Raw genomic sequence first — 19,949 nt, forward strand, 5'->3', positions numbered from 1 at the left:
TGGGGGTAAACACATACCGGATTTCTAATTGAATTCCCCGATTTTGAACCTACTGTCCTCCTGCGATTTCTGGGGGTAAACACATACCACATTTTTAATGTGTATTTGAGCAACAGCAACTAGTGACTGTAATACTGTGTTATCGGTAGTAGTTGAATAATCTGACTCCATACGAAAGAGAACGATGTGAATTCGCGCGCGTTCGCTTGAGTCTATACAGACTGCATCAAATGCGATACCACGCTGTCCAGCAGCGGGGCTCGCGAGTTAAGCTTCAAGGCCGGAATTATCGCCACAGTCGTTCGGTACGATTTCACTGACACTCTCGAATCGTTCCATTCCTCTTGAGGATGAAAGACGTTCATCAGTCATCATGACCCTCCAGCGATCCGATGGAAACTGGTTTGAGTTCGATATCGACACTTAGCCCATAGTGTTTCTCGACATCAAACCCAATATCTTCGAGCAACTCGCAGGGTTCTGCTGGCGGGAACCCTTTGTCTCGGAACTCATGCCGACCACCTCTTACTTAAAGAGAGGTGTTTATTCCATGATGGCCCTAAGTGAACGTTGGAACTACAGGGTGCTCTCCCTGCAGTAATTTTCATCCAGGAAAACGTGAAATGGGACCGCCGAGAATTGAACTCGGGTCCTACGGACCCCATCCGCAGAGGATACCACTACCCCACGGTCCCACACGTGAACCGATGGCCGTCTGCCGCTTAAGGGTGTCGTTTCGAAGCCGGTGCGTCACCGTGTTTCGTACCCAACCGATCGAGGCCGCTCAGACGAGTACGCGCTCGAGGGCGACCACGAGACCGCTGTCAGCGTCCGCGGCACCGACCCGCTCGCCGAGACACACCGCTGCACCGTCGGGCGTGTAACAGGCGACCAGCGATCCGTGGTCGATCCCGTCATCGGCCTCGAGCACGCCCGGTGCGTAGACGGGTGCGCCGTTGGCCACCTCGCGGGCCGCGTTCTCGGCGATGACGATGCTCGGAATCCCCTCGAGAATCCGCTCGGCGGGATCGACGATGTCGTACAGCGGTTCGGGGTCGTCGTCCTCGAGCCAGAAGCCGAGGGCGTCGAGGAAGTCGTGGGCGCTGTGGAGCGTGCGGTCATCGAACGGCTCCGTCGCCGTTCGGCGCAGGTGCCCCATGTGTGCCCCAGTACCGAGCGCTAGCCCGAGGTCGTGACACAGTTTGCGGACGTAGGTGCCGCTCTCACAGCGGATTCGCAGGAGGAGGCGGCGGTCCTCGACCTCGAGCACCTCGAGATCGTAGAGTTCGCGGACGCGGAGTCGGCGCGAGACCGCGCTCTTGCGCGGGGGCTTCTGGTAGATCGGGCCCTCGAACTCTGCGACGACCGATTCGGCGTCGGCCGGGACCGGCGCGTGACACTCGAGGACGGCGACGTACTCCTTCCCGCCCTCGAGGAAGACCTGCGCGAGTCGGGTCGCGTCGCCGAGCATAACCGGGAGACAGCCGGTCACTTTCGGATCGAGCGTCCCGGCGTGGGCGGCACGATCGATCGTCGACGCGACGCCGCGCTCGGCCAGCGTCTCGACGACGGCGTCCCGAAGCCAGCCGCTGACCTGATGGGAGGAGGGGCCGGGGGGTTTGTCGAGGTTGACGACACCGAAGGTGAGCAACTCGGCGGGCGAGCGAGCCGCCGGTGGGCCACGGAGCGTCATCAGAAGTCGGTCTCGAGGTCGACGAGTGCTTTTCCTTCGTCGCCGGCGTCGTCGTAGCGCTCGACGGCCGTGACGAGCATGTCGAGGACGGCGTCGGGCTCCCAGCGGGCCGTGTTCACCGAGAGATCGTAGATCGTCAGGTCACGAATGTCGATGCCGTAGTACTCATCGTACCGCTGAGCCTCGCTTGCCTCGCGGGCTTTCGTCTCTTCAGTCGCACGCGCGGGGTCCTTGTCCTCGCGCTCGGCGATGCGCTCGCCGCGCACCCGCGCCGGTGCATCGAGCCAGAAGCGGAAGTCCGCCTGCTCGCCGGCCAGCCAGCCCGCGAGTCTGGACTCGAGAACCAGATCGTCCTCCGCAACGGCGATCTCGCGCAGCCGTCGATCGAGGTCGCGATCGATCTCGTCGTTCTCCTCGGCGAGTTTGTTGAACTCGAGCGGGGTATAGCCGCGTTCGTCGGCCAGCTCTCGAAAGATGTCACCGCCGCTGACGTGGTCGAGATCGAAGGCGTCGGCGAGTAACTCCGCAGTCGTGCTCTTCCCGCTTCCCGGCGGGCCGGAGACGGTGAGTAACATACTCCCTCTGTGAGGGGGCCGGTAAAATGGGTTTTGAATCGGGGAGCGGAGGCGATGCCTTCTCGGGGCAGACGACCGGGCCGCGAGACGAGCACGGAGCGGCAGCGAGTCCCCCTCAGGTGCTCGCGGGCGACATATCGATGTTCAGCGACTTGCGCAACAGCTGGGAGAACCCCATCGAGCACAGGAAGTACCAGACGATCCAGGCCTGCATCGGACCGAGTGCGCCCTCTTGCCACTCGATTTCACCGATGAGAGGCATCACGACGGTCCGCTCCGCGTCGCCGATGCTGCCCGTTCGGATCGACCAGTACATCCAGAGGAACAGCGGGATCGTCAACAGCATGATCCAGACCATCGGACGGAACTGCTCTTTGAACATGCCGAGGTTGTCCGCCATGGCCTCCATCTGCTCCTCGCGGGCGCGCTCGATCTCGTTCTCGAGGCGTTCGATTTCCGCCTCGCTTGCGCCCCGCTCTTCGGCGTCTTTCTTTTCTTGGCGGAGTTCCTTTTGCTCCTCCTGGACGGCCTGCATCCGCTCTTGGTACTTGCCCATGACCTCCGTGTTCATCAGGTTCGCCTGGAGCAGCGACGAGTAGAGGCCGGTGATCAGCGCGACCGAGAGGATCACGGCGTAGAACGGGAGCGCCGCATCGAGCGGACCGAGGACGGCGTTGACCGTACTCCCGACGACGTTCTGGATCGAATCGAACCAGTAGCCGGGCATCAACAGGAGCGCGCCAACGCCCGCGAGCTTGTCCCACTGCGACCAGCTCGATTCGTCCTCGTCGATGTCGACGTCGGCAGCGGCGCTGCTCCCGCCGTCACCGTCGAGGGCCCGGTCGAAGGCTTCGCGGTCGGCGATTTCGAACCCCTGATCGCCGTCGACTAACACTCCTTTTTCGATCAATCGCCCCCACTGGCCGCTCGTCAACTCGTCGCTGACGTCGGCCCATTGGACCTCGCCGCCGTTCCTGTCGGCCTCCTCGCGGATCGCCTCGAGAGCGGTCGCCATCGAGGAGTCCTCGCGCACGAGGGCGTCGATCTTCTCGGCTGTACGCGTCATCTGCTTGTCCTAGGCGTCGTCCGGTATACAAGTGTTTTTCTTCGGTACTCCCAGCGGTTTCGGAACACTCGGCGACGTGTCGTTCGACCGGCGGGGACGGATGGCATCGATGAAACAGACGGAATCGCAGTCCGTGTCGCCGTGTCCGGCCCGTAACCTGTCCGCTGCCGCTCGGATACCCCGAGGCATCGCGGTGAGCACGCAGACGCGATAGCGAGCAGTCCCGTAGTATTCCGGACTATCAGTCCGATATGAACTGTTTGATCGGTCGAACGGTTTATTATTCGGAATCCCGAACGCTTGGTCGATAGAGATGGGTTCACGACGTGGTGGCGGGGCAGTTAGTCCGTCGAAAAGGGGGGTAACTGCGGTGATCGGCCTCGTGTTGTTGATCGGGCTGGTCGCAACCGTTAGCGTCGGTATCCTTCTCATCGCGGGGGACACGATGAACGACGCGGAACAGCGTTCGGAAAACGAGCGAGTCGAACAATCGTTCGTCGAGATGAGCCAGCAGATGGCCACGGTCTCATCGAATACCGATATCTCGCGGACGATGGAGTTCGACGCCGGCGAACGTGGTGCACTTGTCAAGACGGAGACCGGAACGATCAATATTTCCGGTCCGGATCTCAACGAGACCATTTCGATTCCGATCGGTGCCGTCGAGTACGAGGGGGACGATGGTACTCGTATCTCCTATCAAGCGGGAGGCGTCTTCCGCGAAACCGGCAACGAAACGCGGGTCGTCTCCGCGCCGCCGGTATACTACGACAATAAGGATAACACGTTCTCGTTCCCGATCACCGAGGTGAACGACGATACGCAACTCGGCTCGGGCGATGTACGAATGTCCCATGCGGACACAACTGCATACACGAACGTGACCTATGTCGAACAGAGTACTGTGACGGTCGAAATTACGAGCGAATACTGTGTCGGCTGGGAGGCGTACTTCGACGGTCAGACCGCAAACGCGGAAGGGCAAGCGATCACGGAACGGTGTGGGAACGATAACACGATGATCGTGGAACTTGGTCGAACGGAGGTCGAAGGCGACTTCAGCCAGGCGGTGTACGCCGGTGGCGGCGGGATCGAACTCGGCCATCACCATGCCGAAATCGACGGGAACGTTACGACCGACGGCGAAATCCACGGCTCGGGTGATGTCACCGGAACCGAAACGGAGGGCAACCAGCAGTCGATTCCGTCGTTCGATAGCGTGATTCAGTCGAAAGTCGACGGCGCTGAACGGGGAGACGGTGAACCGATCGACCTCGGCGAGAACAAGACGACCCTCGAGGGCGGCAAGACGTACTACGATCCGGACGGGTTCGATCTACAGAACGACGTGACCGCGGACTTGGACGATGGGAACGTGACGCTCATCGTCGACGGTGATATGAAATTTACTAATAGCGATCTCACGGTTGATCCAACCGGGGCCGCGGACAATACCTCGTTTCAGGTGTTCTCGACGGGGGATATGGCCATTGATAACCAGGACGTGTGTGTCGGAAGCTGTGACTACGGTTCCGGCGATGCCAAATCACTGCAGATCTACGGGACCTCGTCGATGCTCGTCCACGTCGGGACCGGGAACTCGAAATTCGAAGGCATCCTGTATGCGCCACGTGACGAAGGATACGCCGAGTCGGAGGGGATCGATCACTGTAGCCACGATGTGAACGGAACGGAACCGGACGTCTGTATCGCCGGCGGTGGCGGGGCGGCCCAGATATTCGGCACCATCATGGCAGGACCGATGTACGTCGACAACAATTTCGAAATCGAACACGACACGTCGCTGACCGGCTTCGAACCGGACGTTCGCCACGGCGTCTTACCGCCCCGACTGACGTATCTCTCGATCGCAGTGCACGAAATCGATGTCGAAAACAACTGAGTCGGTTACGCCGCGTCTTCGATCGTTTCCTTCACCGCTTCCCACACGTCGTCCGGAGCCTGCTCGCCGTCGATGCGCTCGAGGTCGCCCTGCTCCTCGTAATGCTCGACCACGGGTTCGGTGTTCTCGTGGAAGACCGAGAGTCGCTCTCTGACCGTGTCTTCGGTGTCGTCGTCCCGCTGGACGAGGCGCGCTTCGACGTCCGGGTCCGCGGGCGGGTTGTACTCGACGTGGTAGATGTCGCCCGTTTCGGGGTCCAGCCGCCGACCCGTCAGCCGGTGGACGAGTTCTTCCTCGCCGACATCGAGGTAGAGAACGACATCGAGGTCGGTCATGTCCTCGAGTTCTTCGGCCTGTTCTAGGTTCCGGGGATAGCCATCGAGAACGAAGCCATCGGCCTGACTGAGTGCCTCGTCGACGATGGCATTGACGACTTCGTCGGGAACGAGTTCGCCCTGATCCATGTATTCGCCGGGGGTGTCGTACTCGGTATCCATGTCGGAGATGTCCATCTCCTTATTGTTCCGCAGAGCGTCGCCGGTAGTGATATGATCGACATCGAACTCCTCGATGATCTTTGCACTCTGCGTTCCCTTTCCTGCCCCGGGGGCACCGAGAATCAGGATTCGTGGCTGAGCCATAGGGCACGGTTCAGCGGCGGCACATAAAGGCTTAAAGAATCGGGCACGATCATCCGATTATGACGCGCTTCGCTGCCGCCGAGTCCGCCGAGCGACGGAAACTGTACGTCGACGCGATCACTGCCCACCGCGAGCGCGAGAGCGCGTTCCTGACCGTCGAAGCAGACGGGAACGCACTCGAGGCGAACGGCGAGACGGCCTCCGAACGCGGTCCCAATGCCGGCGAATCGGACGGACCAACCGATCCGAGCGTTCCATGGGTCCAGTTCGGCGACGGGACGATCAACCTCGACTGTACCGATGAGGAGTTGGATGCGCTGAAAGCCCTCCTCGAGTCGTTTCCCGCGTTCAAAATCGACGACCTGATCCGCCCCGAGGAAGCCGAGGGAGTGAACGTACGGATCAGCGCGAAGGCGGACGCAAACCGGATCGCCCAGCTCATCGACCAGGTGTTTCTCGAGGTATACGACCTGCCGGCGGCGTTTCGCGTCTGGGTCGTCGATATCTGACTGGCGTCCAATCGAAACGCCTCCGACCGACCACGAGAGGGAGGACGATCAGTCGGGGCCGGGTTTTGTCGAGCAGGTGGCGTACGACCGACCGGCTGGTCGACGCGTAAGCGAGACCGGATCCGGGGAAACATCCTCTCGAGCCGATCGTGGACGAATATATTCGGCGTGATGAGGTGTTACCGGCCGGGCGTGTCGGTGGTCGTCCGTGGACACGAACCCTGGCAGCGACAGAAAAAAGAGTATCGGCCCCAATAGAACAGTGATGGATCGACGAGGCGGAGATCAGTCGGCTCGAGCGACACGGCAACGATCCGCCGTCCCGGCGACCGATAGACGGCGTCACCCGGGCGGTTTCCAAATAGATAAGTGCCCTCAGCAATCAATCTCCGACATATAACCGGAGTTCAAAAGAGGTGAATACAATCATCAACCTACTGACGACCCCGATGCAGAGGACACGTGCCGACGTGTTCGAGCAGATCTTTCTGGTCTTCCTCGGACTCGGTGCACTCGTCGGAATCATCGTGATCGCGTATACATTGTATAACGCGTACAAATACCGCGACACCGGCGAGGCCGACGAGGGTGACGATCTGCCATCCCTCGGGGAGTTACCGACAGGCGGACAGGGCGGGAAGAAGCTGTTCCTCTCGTTCGGAATCAGCGCCGTTATTGTCATTTCGCTGGTGATCTGGACGTACGCGGCGCTCCTGTACGTCGAAGATCCCGGCGACGGTGCCAAGAGCGCACAGGAGGACGCGCTCAACGTCGAAGTCACCGGTGATAGCTTCGCCTGGTTCTTCGAGTACGAGAACGGCATCGAATCGACGAGCACCCTTCGTGTCCCCGCCGGCGAGCGGGTCTGGGTGGAGGCGACATCGGGTGACGTCTGGCACGCGTTCGGCATACCCGATCAACGGGTAAAAGCCGACGCGATTCCGGGCGAATACGACGAGACGTGGTTCCAGGCCGACGAATCCGAAGCCGGCCAACAACAGGAAATCAAGTGCTTCGAACTCTGTGGCGAGTACCACACCTCGATGGTCGGAACGCTACAGATCATGGACGCCGACGAGTTCGATCAGTGGATGGACGAGCAGTTGACGATGGCGTTCACGATCGAAGATCAAAACGGATCCCGCGTGACCGAGGGCTATGAACTCACGCTCGAGAGTCAGGAATCCGACTTCGAAGGGAGCTACACGGCCGACGAATTCGACAACGGTACCATCGAAGTGTCCGACATCGAGCAAGCGGGCAAATACAACGTGACGATCGAACCGACCGACGGCCAGTTCGAACCGGTCGAAAACCAGTTCGACATGACCGGCCCGGTCGAGGAAACCTACACACTCGAGATGAACGCGACGGAACGTACTGCTAACGAAAGCGAAACGAACGACGGAGGTAGCGCCTGATGAGTGATCTGCCACCGAAGCGGTCGATCAAGCGCTGGCTGGTCACGACCAACCACAAGGACGTCGGCATCCTCTATATGGCGACGTCGATGTTCTTCCTGCTTTTCGGTGGGACCCTGGCACTGCTGTTCCGGACCCACCTCTGGCAATCCGGCGGGACGGGGCTGCTCACCAACGACCAGTTCTACCAGTCGGTTTCCGGGCACGGACTCATCATGGTTTTCTGGTTCCTGTCGCCGATCGCCAGCGGATTTGCGAACTATTTCGTCCCGCTCCAGATCGGGGCGAAGGACCTCGCGTTCCCCCGTCTGAACGCCCTGAGTTACTGGTTCTACCTGTTCTCGGGCATCCTGATGGCGATCTCGTTCTTCCAGGGCGGCTCGTTCTCCGGCGGCTGGACGATGTACGCCCCGCTGAACGTGCCGACGTATACCCCGGCAATGCAGGCGATGACCGGCGGGAACTCGATGGTTCTCGCTTTGGTCCTGTTCTGTATCTCCATCACGATGGGGACGGTAAACTTCCTGACCACGATGCACCGATCCCGTGCTGAGGGACTCGGTCTGTGGAACATGCCGATGTTCTCGTGGTCGTGGCTGCTGACCGCCTGGATGATGCTGTTCGCGTTCGCGGCGCTGCTGGCAGCCGTGCTGTTACTCTCGGTCGATCGGCTGTTCCTCACGCAGTACTTCGCGACCGATCAGGGCTCGAGCCTGCTGTGGGCGCACATCTTCTGGTTCTTCGGCCATCCGGAGGTGTACATCGTCTTCTTCCCCGCCTTGGGGATCATGTTCGAGACGTTCCAGACGTTCACCGGACGACGACTGGTCGGCCGCAAGTGGGTTATCATCGCGATGGTCCTCGTCGCGGTCCAGTCGTTCCTCGTCTGGATGCACCACATGTTCCTGTCGACGATCAACCTCCCGATCAAGACGCTGTTCATGGCGACGACGATCGGGATTTCGCTGCCCTTCGACCTGATGGTCTTCGCGCTGATCTATACGATGGTCAAAGGGCGCGTTCGATTTACCACGCCGTTCCTGTTCTCGCTGGGTGCGCTCGTGTTGTTCATCCTGGGAGGCATCACCGGCGTCTTCCTGGGTGCCGTCGTCCTCGACTACGAGTTCCGCGGCACCTACTGGGTCGTCGCGCACTTCCACTACGTGATGGTCTCGGGAGTGACAGCACTGATGGGCGGCATCTACTACTGGTGGCCAAAGCTCACCGGGAAGATGTACTCCGAACGGCTCGGAAAGCTCAACTTCGCGGTCTACTTCATCGGCTTCAACCTGCTGTATTTCCCGATGTTCATGGCCTGGGAGACGCCACGGCGTGTCTTCCACTACGGTAGCGGTGCCCAGATCTATCATCAACTGGCAACCGTGGGGGCGTTCGTCTTCGGTGCCTCCTTCCTGATCATGTTCTTCACCCTCGGGAAGAGCCTGGTCTCGGGCCCCAAGGCCCCCGACAACCCGTGGACGTACTCCCGGACCGCCGAGTGGGCGATTCCATCGCCGCCACCGCTCGAGAACTGGCCCGACCGGCCGAGCTACGCCAGCGGGAAACTCGAGTTCGTTGACGACACCGCGGCCGCGACCGACGGCGGCGTCGCACAGGAAGCGACCGGCACGGCAGCCGCGACGCACGAAGAAGAGCACGCCGATCACGCCAGCATCTGGCCGCTCGGCATCGGTATCGCGACGTTTACGTTCTTCCTCGGGCTCAGCGGCATCACGCCGTATTTCTTCTCGTTCGTCGAGTCACACATCCACAGCGGGGTCGGGAACTTCGTCACCCTCGATTCGGCACCCGCACAGAACATCGTCTACCCGGCCCTCATGGTGCTCGGACTGGCGATGCTCGCGGTCACGCTGTTCCAGTTCGGTCGCGAGCAGTTCACTGCACCCGAGATGGCCGTCGCCGAACGCTGGCCGTTCGGCGGCATCAGCAACGAGAAGCTGGGCGTCTGGGTCTTCCTGGCCTCCGACGTCGTCGTCTTCGGTGCCGCGATCGGTGCATACGTGTTCATGCGGATCCACATGGGTTGGCACGACTGGCATCTCGACTCGATCACCGAGGCCGGCCTGTTCAACACGTACGTGCTGTTGACCTCGAGTTTCACCGTCATCCTCGCGCACGTGATGGCCGAGCGTGAGAACAAGAAAGGACTGCTCGGCGCGCTGAGTGCGACGGTTCTGCTCGGACTCGTGTTCATGGGCGTCAAAGCCTTCGAGTACAGCAGCAAGTTCGCGGACGGTCACTACTGGTTCAGCGGCATCGAGTACTCGCTGTACTTCGTGACGACCGGCCTGCACGCGCTGCACGTCATCCTCGGGCTCCTGATCGCCCTGTTCATGATCTACCGCGTCATCTCGATCGACGCTTATCTCGAGGATCACATGCCCGTGGAGTACTTCGGTCTCTACTGGCACTTCGTCGACATCGTGTGGGTCTTCCTGTTCCCACTGTTCTACCTGATGTAGCAATCCGTCGCTACACGGGATTCGTTTTCTTCGGTTTGTGTTCTGCTCGGCAAGCGAGAGCAGCGGATCGCAACGGCCGCAGTGCTCTCGAGCACTACGATACTGAGCGCCGTCAGTACGACGAGGGGCCGACGCGTCTGCGAGACGTCGTCGGACCGACAGCGCTCTCGTCGCCGCGTAGCGCCGGACGGCTACTCGCGTTCGACGGTCGAGCTGTCAGTGCCGGGTCGACTCTCGGTGTGTCCGGCCACGGGTCCGAGCGCCGTCAGCCGAAGCCGGAACTAGTGAGTCGTCAACATCGCCGTCGAGTCGGACCGGCCGTCACCGCCTCCCGACTCGGTACCGTACCAGAACGGCGAGGGTCAAACTGACCACGATGAGAACGCCGGCGATGAAAACGGGACTCGAGGGAGAACGTGCCCCCTCACTCGGGTTTGAATCGCTCGCGTTGCCGGCGACCGAGTCATCGGACGGCCGGCGGACGGCGACGAGCGCGTCAGCGGCGGCTTTGGCATCGACGATGCCGTGCCCGTAGCGGGTCTCGAGCGGTTCCGTGCCATTGGCCGTCGTCGTGTCGCCAGTGACTGTGCCGGCCGCGGGCATGCGAGCCGTTTCGGTTATCACCGTCGTGATCTCGTCGGGCGTCGCGTCGGGCTCGATCGACAGGAGTAACGCGGCCGTTCCGGAGACGTGCGGGGCTGCCATCGACGTTCCCGGCATCGATCGGTACCCGCCGCCCGGAGCGGCGCTCGTGACCGCGACACCAGGGGCGACGACATCGGGGACGACGTACGACGGTGGGGCCGTCCAGTCCGGCGGCGCTGCCGCCCACTCGGTCCGATCGATCCGCTGTCCGCTGGAGAACGAGGGGACAGCGCCGTTCCGATCGACTGCGCCCACGCTGATCGTCTCGTAGACGTTTCCGGGGGAGCCGGATGTCTCCGGTCCGTCGTTGCCGGTCGCACCGACGACGACCGCACCGCTTTCCCGCGCGTTCCGGACCGGATCGATAAACGGTGCGTGTTTCCCGGTCGCACCGAGACTCAGACTGATCACGTCGGCGTCCTGCCGGACGGCCCACTCCATCCCGGCGACGACCTGCGCGAACGACCCGTTCGTGTCGGTCATCACGAGCCCGTGAAGCAACTCCGCCTCGGGGGCGACGCCGATCGCGGTTCCGGTCGTCGCTCCACCGGCTACCGTCCCGCTCACGTGCGTTCCGTGCGTTCCCGTATCGTGTGGCGTCGACCCCGCGACGCGCCCGCCTGTCGCGTCGAACTCCGCCCATCCGCCGGGATAGGTCGGATCGGACGGATCGTCCGTCGCGAGGTCGATATCGGGGTGGCCGGTATCGACGCCGGTATCGAGGACCGCGACGCGAACGCCCTCCCCGCGGGTATCGTAGGCGTCCCAAGCGTCGGTGGCATTGACTTGCGCGAGCCCGGCCGTGGTTCGTCGTTCGCCGCCCGCTAACGCGGCCGCTCCCGACGCCGTCGCGTTCACGCGATCCGGCCGCTCGGGAACCGACACCTCGACGTTCTCGTGGACGGCTTCGACCGCACCGAACCGGTCGAAGGTCCCGTAGTCGACGGCGTCGGTATCGACCTCGAGCAACACGGCGTTGGTGAGCCAGAACGTCTCTTTGACGTGGAGCCCGTCTCTCCCCCGTGCGTACTCGAGGAGCGGCTCCTGTGTCGACTCGGCATGGGTCTCGAGCCGTCGTTCGGTCTCGTCCGCGCTGATTCCGGCGGGGATATCGGGCTCCTCGAGTCGGATCACGGCCTCGACCGTCGGTCCGTCCGTAGGGAGGTCAGCATCGACGACGATCGGGTTGTCATCGGATTCCGGTGCATCGGTGGCGCTGTCCGAACCGAGTACACCCGGACCGACACCGGACGTCAGCAGGAGCCAGGCGACGACGAGGGTGAGTACGGGAGCCGTTCCCGAGCGGACTGACGGCATGATACACTTACTATGTCGCGATGAAATAAAGGGATTCTGAACGATCCACGTCCGTAGACGGTGGGATGGTCGCGAGTATACACCCTCTCGAGCCGTCAGACCGGTCGCTCAGCCCGCCCAGACCAGCGCGTAAATGAACGTAAACAGGAAGTAGACGAGAAACACGGAGATGGCTGCCTTGAAGTGGAACGTGAACAGGTCGTACTCCTCGTCGTCGCGTTCCTCGTCGAAGACCTCGCGTTCGGCGTCGGAACACTCCTCGGCGTGATCGACGCCGATGTGGAACGTCACGTATCGTTCGGCGCGAAACGGCCGGCCGCAGTACGGACAGGTTCCAGCTGGCGTCTCGTCCGCGGGGACATCGTACTCGCGCTCGAGCGCTCGGTCGGTCGCCATTCGGTCGATGCTTGTGGTGTCGCGAGCAAGTGTTTGCCGGTTCGGCTGCCGAGACGGGCTCCGTCAGCCCGGAACGTAGGGCGGGCTCATCGTCCCCTGCGAAACGAGATAGAGACTCACCATCGTAAAGAAAACCATGACGACGATGAGCGGATACTGGCTCCTGATCGCCTGGAGCTTCCCGGGGAACAACTCGAAGGAAACGGTGTGGGCGACCCACACCGCGAGGACGTGCCCCAACAGGATGCCGGCGATCTCGACGTAGCCGAACCAGCCCGGCAACGCGTACCGGGTCGGGTTCGGCGGCGGGTTCAACGGCATCGCCAAAGCATCGAGCAGCGACGGCCACAGCGAGAGTCCGAATCCGACGTAGTGTGCGAGGTGGTAGCCGGCGGCGATAGCAAGCAGCGGCGCGGCGAGTCTGTAACCGAGGTATCGCCGCGAGAGGTACGTCTCGGCTCGCTCGCGAGTCCGGTCGATGGCGACCCAGTAGACCTTCCAGAACAGGGCGAAGCCACCAACGAGCAAGAGGAGATAGACAAGTACCGGCGGGAGTCCGATCCCGACCAGCGCTTCGATGGTCCAGACGCCAGCCGGCGTAACGATAAAGCCGCTGTAGGTCAGTTCCCAGACCAGCGCGAGCACGAATGCTACGAGCGACGTGTCAGTGATGAGATCCGGCTCGCTCAACCGCGACCCGGGATATCGGAGTTCGAGCCCGTCGTCGGTTCGCTGAATCGGTGCCACGGCCCCGTAGAGGCGAAACCACAGCGAGAGGGGGTCGCCGCGTCGAAACCACGTCGCCGGCGAAAAGACGACCGCGCCCGAAATCGTAAACAGCGAGTACATCACGAGGATGGCTACCAGCGCCCGGGCCGTAGTCGTCAGGGGTGCGACGACCTCGAGCCAGACGAACGTCAACAGTGCGACGACGGCAGGCCAAGAGTCGTACGAGGAGGGGTACGATTCGTAGCCGTTCGGGAGCACCTCGGCGATCCGCCGCCAGGGGTTGAGTGCCGGCCACGGGTTACCGACGGTGTAGGCGACGATCGTCAACAACGCACGCCCGCCGACGAACGTCACCAGGACGGTCGCGCTGACCAGTCCGATGTTCGGCCCGCCGATGCCGGCCACGAAGACGAGCACGAGTCCGAGGAGTCCGAGCACACCCAACAGGAGCGATCCCGCAGTCAGCAGTCGGTCGAGGGACTGCTCGAGCGCGTGGTCGTGATAGGCCCCGATCACGTCGCGGTCGGTGACGAGCATCGTCAACAGAGCCGAAGCACCGACGGTACCGCCGCCGGTCGCGAGGTAAAGCCACGTCGGGACGCTTACGTCACTGCTGCCACCGCTGAGACCGGCAGCGACGTTGCTGGCGGCGGCGACGCCGGCACCGATAGCCAGCGCAACGAACGCGACCGCGAGGCCGATACCGCATCGGCGGACGACTACCGACCGTCCACTCATTGCCGGCCGTTCGGACTGGTCGTGCATCTACGTGTCGTTTCCAGTTCCCGAGTACCGTCCGCGACGAGCGGTGGATACGCAGTGGGATCACGTTCCGTTCGGGGTCATATGAGGAAGGTATAAGTATCCGTCACCCACATTCACCACCAATGGCGAGCATTCGGACGTACAGCCTGATTTACGTGGCACTGCTACTGCTGGCTACGGGGAAATTCGCTTTTTTCCACTTCCCGGAGATATTTAGCGAACAGGTTGCGATTGCCGGGACGATGGTGTTGGCGGCCATCAAGGTCTCGCTGATCGCCGGTTACTTCCAGCACCTGAAGGACGAACCGCGGTCGGTCACCTACATGATGCTCACTGCGTTGTTCATGGTGCTCCTGTTGACCCTCGCCGCAGGCTACTCCATCCAGTAATTCGTTTCGAACCGTCACCCGTTCCGCGGGGTACATCTACACGTTTCTCGCCGTTTTCCGTCACCGCACAGCGCCGGTACCCCTGTAGTCCGCTACATTTCGAGATACTCGCCTCGCTCAGTGCTCACCGGACGGCCAGAGACGCCCCTCACGAAGAAGGCGAGTGGAACGTCCCCTCCGTCGTCCGACCACGACGGTCGGCTGAGAGGACGACGTGCCGTCCATATCGGCAACGAAATCAGACGAGTCCGCCGGCTACGGCCGAGAGTCCGAGCCACTGCTCGTCGGTTCCGCACCGCCGTCTCGCGTGACCGCTCCGTCACAGTCGTGCCAGGGCAGTATCGAGGCACCGACACCAGGCCAGGACGAGGTCCGCGCGTTTTCCTGCAGTGGGCCGGATGTCGTTCCAGCCGACCGCGTCTCCATTCTCCTCCTCGAGTACGGCTGTCATCCGCGGCGTCGGATCGAGAGGTCCCTGGGCAAAACGAGAGTCGGGGCTCCGCCGACTCGGCTCAGGCGTTTCGCGGTCGGACGACTCACGTCGCGTCGTGAGCAGCGCCGACGATCACGTGAGCAAGTCGACGACCGGAAAGAAAACGAGTGCGGGTCGTTATTCGCTGCCGAACATCTGGCGCATCATCGGATGCATCTCCATCATCTGCTCCTCGGCGATCTCCTCGTACAGTTTGTACGTGATGGAGACGGCCAGCAGCAGTCCGGTTCCGCTGATGCCACCGATGGTCCCGAGCATGTTCGCACAGACGGCCAGCAGGCCGACCAGCGCGCCGCCGATGACGGTCACCTGCGGGATGTACCGCTCCATGACCTTCTCGATGACGCCGACGTTCTGTCGGAAGCCGGGGATCTGCATCCCGGAGTTCTGGATCTGCTTTGCCGTCGATTCGGGCCCCATGTCAGTGGTTTCGACCCAGAAGATGGCAAAGACCGCGCCACCGACGATCATGAAGGTGACGTCGATGCCGATCCGGATCATCACTTGCCACCACTCCTGGGAGACGTTCGCCGTCCACCACATCCAGCCCTGTCGGGAGTAGATCGGGGCCACGTAGTAGAAGAACCCACTGACGGGCTGGCCCTGCTGTGAGTAGGTTCCGATCCAGGCGGGCATGTTCCCCCACTGGCTGTTCAGGATCTGTCCCATGAACTGGACGTTCGCTTGCACTGCACGAACGAGGATCATGGGCAGGACGCTCGCGTAGATGAGCTTCACGGGGAAGCGTCCACGCGCACCCTTCACTCGAGCGTGGCTGAGCGGGATCTCGACGCGAACCGACTCCGCGTAGACGACGATCCCGAAGATCAGCAGCGTCGTGATCAGCCCGATGAGGTTACCTTCGGTGACCAACAGGGCGTAGAGCCCCTCGCCGGACGCGATCGAGCCGATCTCGATCTGCCCGGTCAGAATCTGGTACCAGCTGTAGAAGAACCCTTGCGAGTTGGGCTGGATGAAACCGTTGACCAGACGCTGGCTCACGCCGGCGATGATGAACAGACCGATCCCGCTGCCGATGCCCCACTTGCTGACGACCTCGTCCATGTAGAGGATGAGGATCCCGCCAACGAATATCTGGGCGAACATCAGGACCTGGATCTGCGTCGCGGTGAGCGCCATCCCACCGAGTTGCATCGACGTCTTGGCTGGCAGGAAGCCCCCTCCCGGCGGACCGGAGAACACCATCGGGAGCCCGGTCAGAATAACCATCAGGATGACCAGCAGCTTCTGGAGCCCCTGATAGAGGACCTGGTCCCGTGGGTCGTCCGTGTCGAGCCCGAGCAGGTTCGCCCCGCCGAGCAGTTGTAAGACGATGCTCGCGGTGACGATCGGACCGATACCGACCTGCAGAACTGATCCGTGTGCCCCGGCGAGGATCGCACGGAACTCACCGAAGAGATCGCCCGACCCGCCGGTCTGGTACCCGAGCAGCGTGATGCTCGTCAGGAAGAAGTACAACATCAGGATACCGGCCGTCCACATCAGCTTGCGCTTGAAGGGGACGTGCCCCTCCGGACGGCGCACTGCTGGCATCCGCGTGAGGACCGGTTCAGCGGCTTCCTTCCATCCCATATGTTATTCCTTGTCCTGTTCAGCGTCGGCTTCGGCGTCGTCGTCCTCCTGTGCTCGCTCCGAGATGACTGCCTCGCCGCCGGCAGCCTCGAGCTTCTCCGCGGCCGCATCGGAGAACGCGTCCGCCGTTATCTCGAGCGTGTTCCGGACCTGTCCGGACCCGAGGACTTTCACCGTGTCGACCTCGTGGCCGTCCTCGACGATGTCGCGTGCGTCGAGTCGGTAGCCGTCGTCGGTCTCCTCGGCGAGATCGTCAGCGACGTAGAGGATCGCGTCCTCGTCTAGCTTCTGGACGTCGATCTCCGCGACATCCTCGCGGATGTCGTGGGGTCGCTTGAAGCCGTGTTTGCCCTTCGGTTCGTAGTTGTGGAACTCGTGTTTGCTGCGCCCGGCACGGCCGCGGCCACCACGGTGGCCCGCACCGCGTCGGTTCTTGTGGGAACCGCCGCTGTGGGTTCGCGATCCGCGCTGGCGTCGTTTTTTACTCGTCATGGTTATCGCATCGATTCTAGGAGGTCGTTAATCTCCCCTGTTGTATGCTTTCCGAGTTGGCCGCCCTCAACGGTCGGCTTTTTGATACCGTCGTGACCCCCCCGCGGTGGGTGGAGTCGAAGCGTCGGTGACAGTCCCTCGTCACGAAGCGTCGTCTCCTCCGCCAGGAGCGCGTCGGCCAGTTCACCGAAGTCGCTGTATTCGGTGTTGTCCGCCAGCCACTCCTCGTCGACGTCGGACTGATCCCCTTCGAGGGGTTCGGCTCGCTTCGCGAGCAGGGTCTCGAGGACGTCCGCGTCGGGCTCGCCGACGGCGACGTAGTCGTTGACCTTCGCGATCATCCCCTCGTAGGCGTCGGTCTCGGGGACGAGCGTACAGTGGTTGACGTTGTGGATGTTGAGCATCGACAGGGTATCCTGAACGTCGTCCTGTCGGTTCACTTCGCCGCGAATCTGGACGATTGCCTTCATCACTCGCTCACCTCGACTTCCTCACGGTTTGGTCGACGGCGCGGGTGCCGCGACTGCGAGGCGTTCTCGAGCGCGTTGTAGGTTGCCTTCGCGAGGTTGACCGTCGTTCGAGTGTTGCCGTGGCTCTTGGTCCAGGCGTTCTCGATGCCGGCCAGCTCGAGGACGTGACGGACGGTGTCGCTGGCGGCCAGTCCCAGCCCTTCGGGGGCGGGAATGACCTCGACCTCGACGGAGCCGGCTTTGCCGGTCGTCCGTCGGGTCAGCGAATGTGGCCGATCCGAGCGGTCCTCCCAGGAGCCCGATCCGCGCGGGACCTGGATCATGTTCAGCTTCGCGATACCGATCGCCTTCTGGATGGCAGAGCCAACCTGATCGTCTCGGCCTTCGGCGTAGCCGATGAACCCGTCGCGGTTGCCGACGGCAACGACACAGCGGAACTTCACGCGTCGTCCGGAGTCGGTCATCCGCTGGACCATGTTGATGTCCAGCACTTCGTCTTCCAGTCCGGGGAGGAGTTGGTCGACGAGTTCGGGTTCCTTCAGCGGGAGGCCAGAGTTGAGGGCATCCTCCATCGTCTCGATGTCGCCCTCCTGGACCTTCCGGCCGAGACGGGTGACTGGCTGCCAACCGCCGTCGTTGTAGTTGTTTCCACTCATTCGAGAATCGCCTCTCGTACGTCGTCGAAGTGTTCGGGGAGATCAGTCGCGTCGAAATCGCCGCTGTACAGCGGCTCGTCCAACTGTTCGGCGTACTCGGCGATATGCTCGCCGCGCGTACGCGACCAGTCCGCGAGCACGCTGTCGTTGTGCGGAATCTCGAGGCCGGCGTCGATCGCGCCCTCCTGTACCGCGAACACCTTGTTGCCGGGCGTCGCCGTGTTGAGACCGATGTCGAGGACTGCTTCCTCGAGACCTGCCTCGACGGCTCGTTTGCCGGCCAGGAGGCCGGTCAGATACGCCGCGGAAATGTTGCCCGTGGGTGCGTCCCAGCCGTACTCCGCCAGATCGCTCGAGTGTGCACTCGCAAGCGTCTCGTCTCCCTGAGGTCCGGGAGTGATCAGCTGCGCCGTAGTATGCTTGTTGCTCTTGCGAGCAACCAGGCGTGGCTTGCCCGATTTCAGCAGGCGCAACCTCTGGTGGTAGTCCGTCCGGACCTCACGGCGACGCCGCATCGGTACTTTGTATCGTGGTCCTGTCGCCATTATTGGTCACCGTAGGTTTCGTCGATATAGTTCAACAGGTACCGGACGCTACGGAACTCCCCGCCGCCAGCCTTCTTGTAGAGCTCGCGGTACTGCGTGGGCGTGAGTTCGCCCTTGTCGCGGAGTTCGCGCAGCTTCCGTCGCTGTGCGCGAATCTTGTTCTGCCATTCGTCTTTCTCGTTCTGGCGTGCGCCCTTCTTGCCGCGGCGCTTGCCCTGCCCGTTCTGGTGGCCGTAGGCGCGCTTTGCGTTGCGCTCACGAGCGCGGCCGCGGGAGTTGCCCGAGGGGTCGTCGGCCTGAATGCGACCCTCGTCGACGAGTTCGCGGATCTCGTCGCGCGTGATCGCTTCGGCGATGTCGCCCTGCGCATCGGGGTCGAGCCAGACGCGGTTCTCGCCGACGTCCAAGACGTCAGCGGCGAGTCGCTTCTGTGCTGTGAGATCAGTCATCGGATTCCACCTCGACTTCCTCGTAGGTCGGGTTCAGGACACGAATGCCCTGTTCTTCGGCGATCTCTTCGATCCGCTCGCGCTTGCGCGCACCGACGGCGGATGCGATTCGAACCGCCTCACGGGAGCCGTCAACGCCCTCGAGGTCGTCCGTGTTCTCGACGTAGACTTCCTCGAAGCCGCTGGGGTGTTTCCCGCGGACTGCTTTCGGCGTGCGGTAGCCGGCCTGAACTTTCGGGCCCTTGCCCTTGACGCCGCGGCGCTGCTTGGACAGCGTCCCGCGGGGTCGACGCCAGGACTCCGGCGTCCGCTTTTTCTTGTGGTAGTCCTGTCGATTGAACTGCGGTTTCCCTTCGCTCCGTCGGCGGTTGAGGAGTCGCTCCTCGTTCTCGGAGAGGTCGGGCGTCTTCTCGGTCAGCCCGCGAGCCTGCAGTTCGGTCTCGACGTCTTCGTCGGCTTCCGCCTCGGCCTCGGCACCCTCGTCTTCGATCTCGGCTTCGGTTTCCTCGGTGACTTCGAGGTCACCGACGTCGGCCTTGATACGGGCGGCGAGTGCGTTCCCGACGCCGTCGGCTTCGGCGAGGTCGTCCTGATCGGCTTCCTTGACGTCCTGGATGGACTCGAAGCCGGCGTCACGCAGTGCGTCTGCCTTGCTCGCACCGACGCCGCTGATGTCCTCGAGCTCCTGGGGTTCGTCGTTCGATTGGTCGTCTGCCATC

Annotated in this window: 20 protein-coding genes and 1 tRNA gene; 5 read left to right on the top strand and 16 right to left on the bottom strand. The window is 62.4% G+C overall.

The window, feature by feature from the left end; translation table 11 throughout:
* Positions 1-624: 624 nt before the first annotated feature.
* From C487_RS10005 to C487_RS10020, 4 genes are all read right to left on the bottom strand, one after another.
* A tRNA-Pro gene (locus C487_RS10005) sits at positions 625-695 on the bottom strand.
* Between the two features lie 89 nt (positions 696-784).
* Complete coding sequence (locus tag C487_RS10010; protein WP_006185627.1) at positions 785-1,693, bottom strand: RNA-guided pseudouridylation complex pseudouridine synthase subunit Cbf5; 909 nt, start codon at positions 1,691-1,693, stop codon at positions 785-787.
* The gene (cmk, locus tag C487_RS10015; RefSeq protein WP_006185628.1) at positions 1,693-2,268 is read right to left on the bottom strand and encodes a (d)CMP kinase; all 576 of its coding nucleotides are present in this window, start codon (positions 2,266-2,268) and stop codon (positions 1,693-1,695) included. Before cmk ends, C487_RS10010 begins: the two co-directional genes overlap by 1 nt.
* A 115-nt stretch (positions 2,269-2,383) precedes the next feature.
* The gene (locus C487_RS10020) at positions 2,384-3,334 is read right to left on the bottom strand and encodes a DUF106 domain-containing protein (RefSeq protein ID WP_006185629.1); all 951 of its coding nucleotides are present in this window, start codon (positions 3,332-3,334) and stop codon (positions 2,384-2,386) included.
* Positions 3,335-3,647: 313 nt separating this feature from the next.
* Between C487_RS10020 and C487_RS10025 the strand changes: the two genes are divergently transcribed.
* Positions 3,648-5,237: a DUF7289 family protein gene (locus tag C487_RS10025; protein WP_449406431.1), complete on the top strand. Its 1,590-nt coding sequence runs from the start codon at positions 3,648-3,650 to the stop codon at positions 5,235-5,237.
* 5 nt (positions 5,238-5,242) lie between these two features.
* Here C487_RS10025 and C487_RS10030 read toward each other — a convergent pair whose 3' ends face one another.
* A complete protein-coding gene (locus C487_RS10030) occupies positions 5,243-5,878 on the bottom strand; it encodes an adenylate kinase (protein WP_006185631.1) in 636 nt (211 codons plus the stop codon).
* A 59-nt stretch (positions 5,879-5,937) separates the two neighbouring features.
* On the opposite strand from C487_RS10030, the gene C487_RS10035 reads away from it, so the two are divergent.
* The 3 genes from C487_RS10035 (at position 5,938) to C487_RS10045 (ending at position 10,291) form a co-directional block, all read left to right on the top strand.
* Positions 5,938-6,387, top strand: coding sequence for a hypothetical protein (locus C487_RS10035; RefSeq protein WP_006185632.1), 450 nt, complete (start codon positions 5,938-5,940; stop codon positions 6,385-6,387).
* Between the two features lie 449 nt (positions 6,388-6,836).
* The gene (gene coxB, locus C487_RS10040; protein WP_006185633.1) at positions 6,837-7,808 is read left to right on the top strand and encodes a cytochrome c oxidase subunit II; all 972 of its coding nucleotides are present in this window, start codon (positions 6,837-6,839) and stop codon (positions 7,806-7,808) included.
* The gene (locus C487_RS10045; protein WP_006185634.1) at positions 7,808-10,291 is read left to right on the top strand and encodes a cbb3-type cytochrome c oxidase subunit I; all 2,484 of its coding nucleotides are present in this window, start codon (positions 7,808-7,810) and stop codon (positions 10,289-10,291) included. The genes coxB and C487_RS10045 overlap by 1 nt, the downstream gene beginning before the upstream one ends.
* Positions 10,292-10,612: 321 nt before the next feature.
* Here C487_RS10045 and C487_RS10050 read toward each other — a convergent pair whose 3' ends face one another.
* From C487_RS10050 to C487_RS10060, 3 genes are all read right to left on the bottom strand, one after another.
* Positions 10,613-12,253: a S8 family serine peptidase gene (locus C487_RS10050; protein ID WP_006185635.1), complete on the bottom strand. Its 1,641-nt coding sequence runs from the start codon at positions 12,251-12,253 to the stop codon at positions 10,613-10,615.
* 108 nt (positions 12,254-12,361) lie between these two features.
* On the bottom strand, positions 12,362-12,649 hold the full coding sequence (locus C487_RS10055) for a DUF7410 domain-containing protein (protein WP_006185636.1): 288 nt from the start codon (positions 12,647-12,649) through the stop codon (positions 12,362-12,364).
* A gap of 63 nt (positions 12,650-12,712) precedes the next feature.
* Entirely contained in the window at positions 12,713-14,116 is a 1,404-nt protein-coding gene (locus tag C487_RS10060; protein ID WP_049908081.1) for a hypothetical protein, read from the bottom strand.
* Between the two features lie 149 nt (positions 14,117-14,265).
* Here C487_RS10060 and C487_RS10065 point away from each other — a divergent pair, with 149 nt between their 5' ends.
* Positions 14,266-14,532, top strand: coding sequence for a cytochrome C oxidase subunit IV family protein (locus C487_RS10065; protein ID WP_006185638.1), 267 nt, complete (start codon positions 14,266-14,268; stop codon positions 14,530-14,532).
* Positions 14,533-14,851: 319 nt separating this feature from the next.
* On the opposite strand, the gene C487_RS21710 is transcribed toward C487_RS10065, so the two are convergent.
* From C487_RS21710 to C487_RS10100, 8 genes are all read right to left on the bottom strand, one after another.
* The gene (locus C487_RS21710) at positions 14,852-14,983 is read right to left on the bottom strand and encodes a hypothetical protein (RefSeq protein WP_269150345.1); all 132 of its coding nucleotides are present in this window, start codon (positions 14,981-14,983) and stop codon (positions 14,852-14,854) included.
* 159 nt (positions 14,984-15,142) lie between these two features.
* Positions 15,143-16,618 carry a preprotein translocase subunit SecY gene (secY, locus tag C487_RS10070; protein WP_049908078.1) on the bottom strand — a complete coding sequence of 492 codons (1,476 nt, stop codon included), beginning with the start codon at positions 16,616-16,618 and terminating at the stop codon, positions 15,143-15,145.
* Between the two features lie 3 nt (positions 16,619-16,621).
* Positions 16,622-17,110 (bottom strand): uL15m family ribosomal protein, encoded by a 489-nt coding sequence (locus tag C487_RS10075; RefSeq protein WP_006185640.1) that lies wholly within the window; start codon positions 17,108-17,110, stop codon positions 16,622-16,624.
* Positions 17,111-17,112: 2 nt separating this feature from the next.
* Entirely contained in the window at positions 17,113-17,580 is a 468-nt protein-coding gene (locus C487_RS10080; RefSeq protein WP_006185641.1) for a 50S ribosomal protein L30, read from the bottom strand.
* Positions 17,580-18,236, bottom strand: coding sequence for a 30S ribosomal protein S5 (locus tag C487_RS10085; protein ID WP_006185642.1), 657 nt, complete (start codon positions 18,234-18,236; stop codon positions 17,580-17,582). Before C487_RS10085 ends, C487_RS10080 begins: the two co-directional genes overlap by 1 nt.
* Positions 18,233-18,781 carry a 50S ribosomal protein L18 gene (locus C487_RS10090; RefSeq protein WP_006185643.1) on the bottom strand — a complete coding sequence of 183 codons (549 nt, stop codon included), beginning with the start codon at positions 18,779-18,781 and terminating at the stop codon, positions 18,233-18,235. The genes C487_RS10085 and C487_RS10090 overlap by 4 nt, the downstream gene beginning before the upstream one ends.
* Complete coding sequence (locus C487_RS10095; protein ID WP_006185644.1) at positions 18,781-19,230, bottom strand: 50S ribosomal protein L19e; 450 nt, start codon at positions 19,228-19,230, stop codon at positions 18,781-18,783. Before C487_RS10095 ends, C487_RS10090 begins: the two co-directional genes overlap by 1 nt.
* A complete protein-coding gene (locus C487_RS10100) occupies positions 19,223-19,948 on the bottom strand; it encodes a 50S ribosomal protein L32e (protein WP_006185645.1) in 726 nt (241 codons plus the stop codon). The genes C487_RS10095 and C487_RS10100 overlap by 8 nt, the downstream gene beginning before the upstream one ends.
* Position 19,949: the final 1 nt, after the last annotated feature.

Origin of the sequence: Natrinema pallidum DSM 3751, from assembly GCF_000337615.1 — an archaeon.
In the GTDB taxonomy this organism is placed as follows: Archaea; Halobacteriota; Halobacteria; order Halobacteriales; family Natrialbaceae; genus Natrinema; species Natrinema pallidum.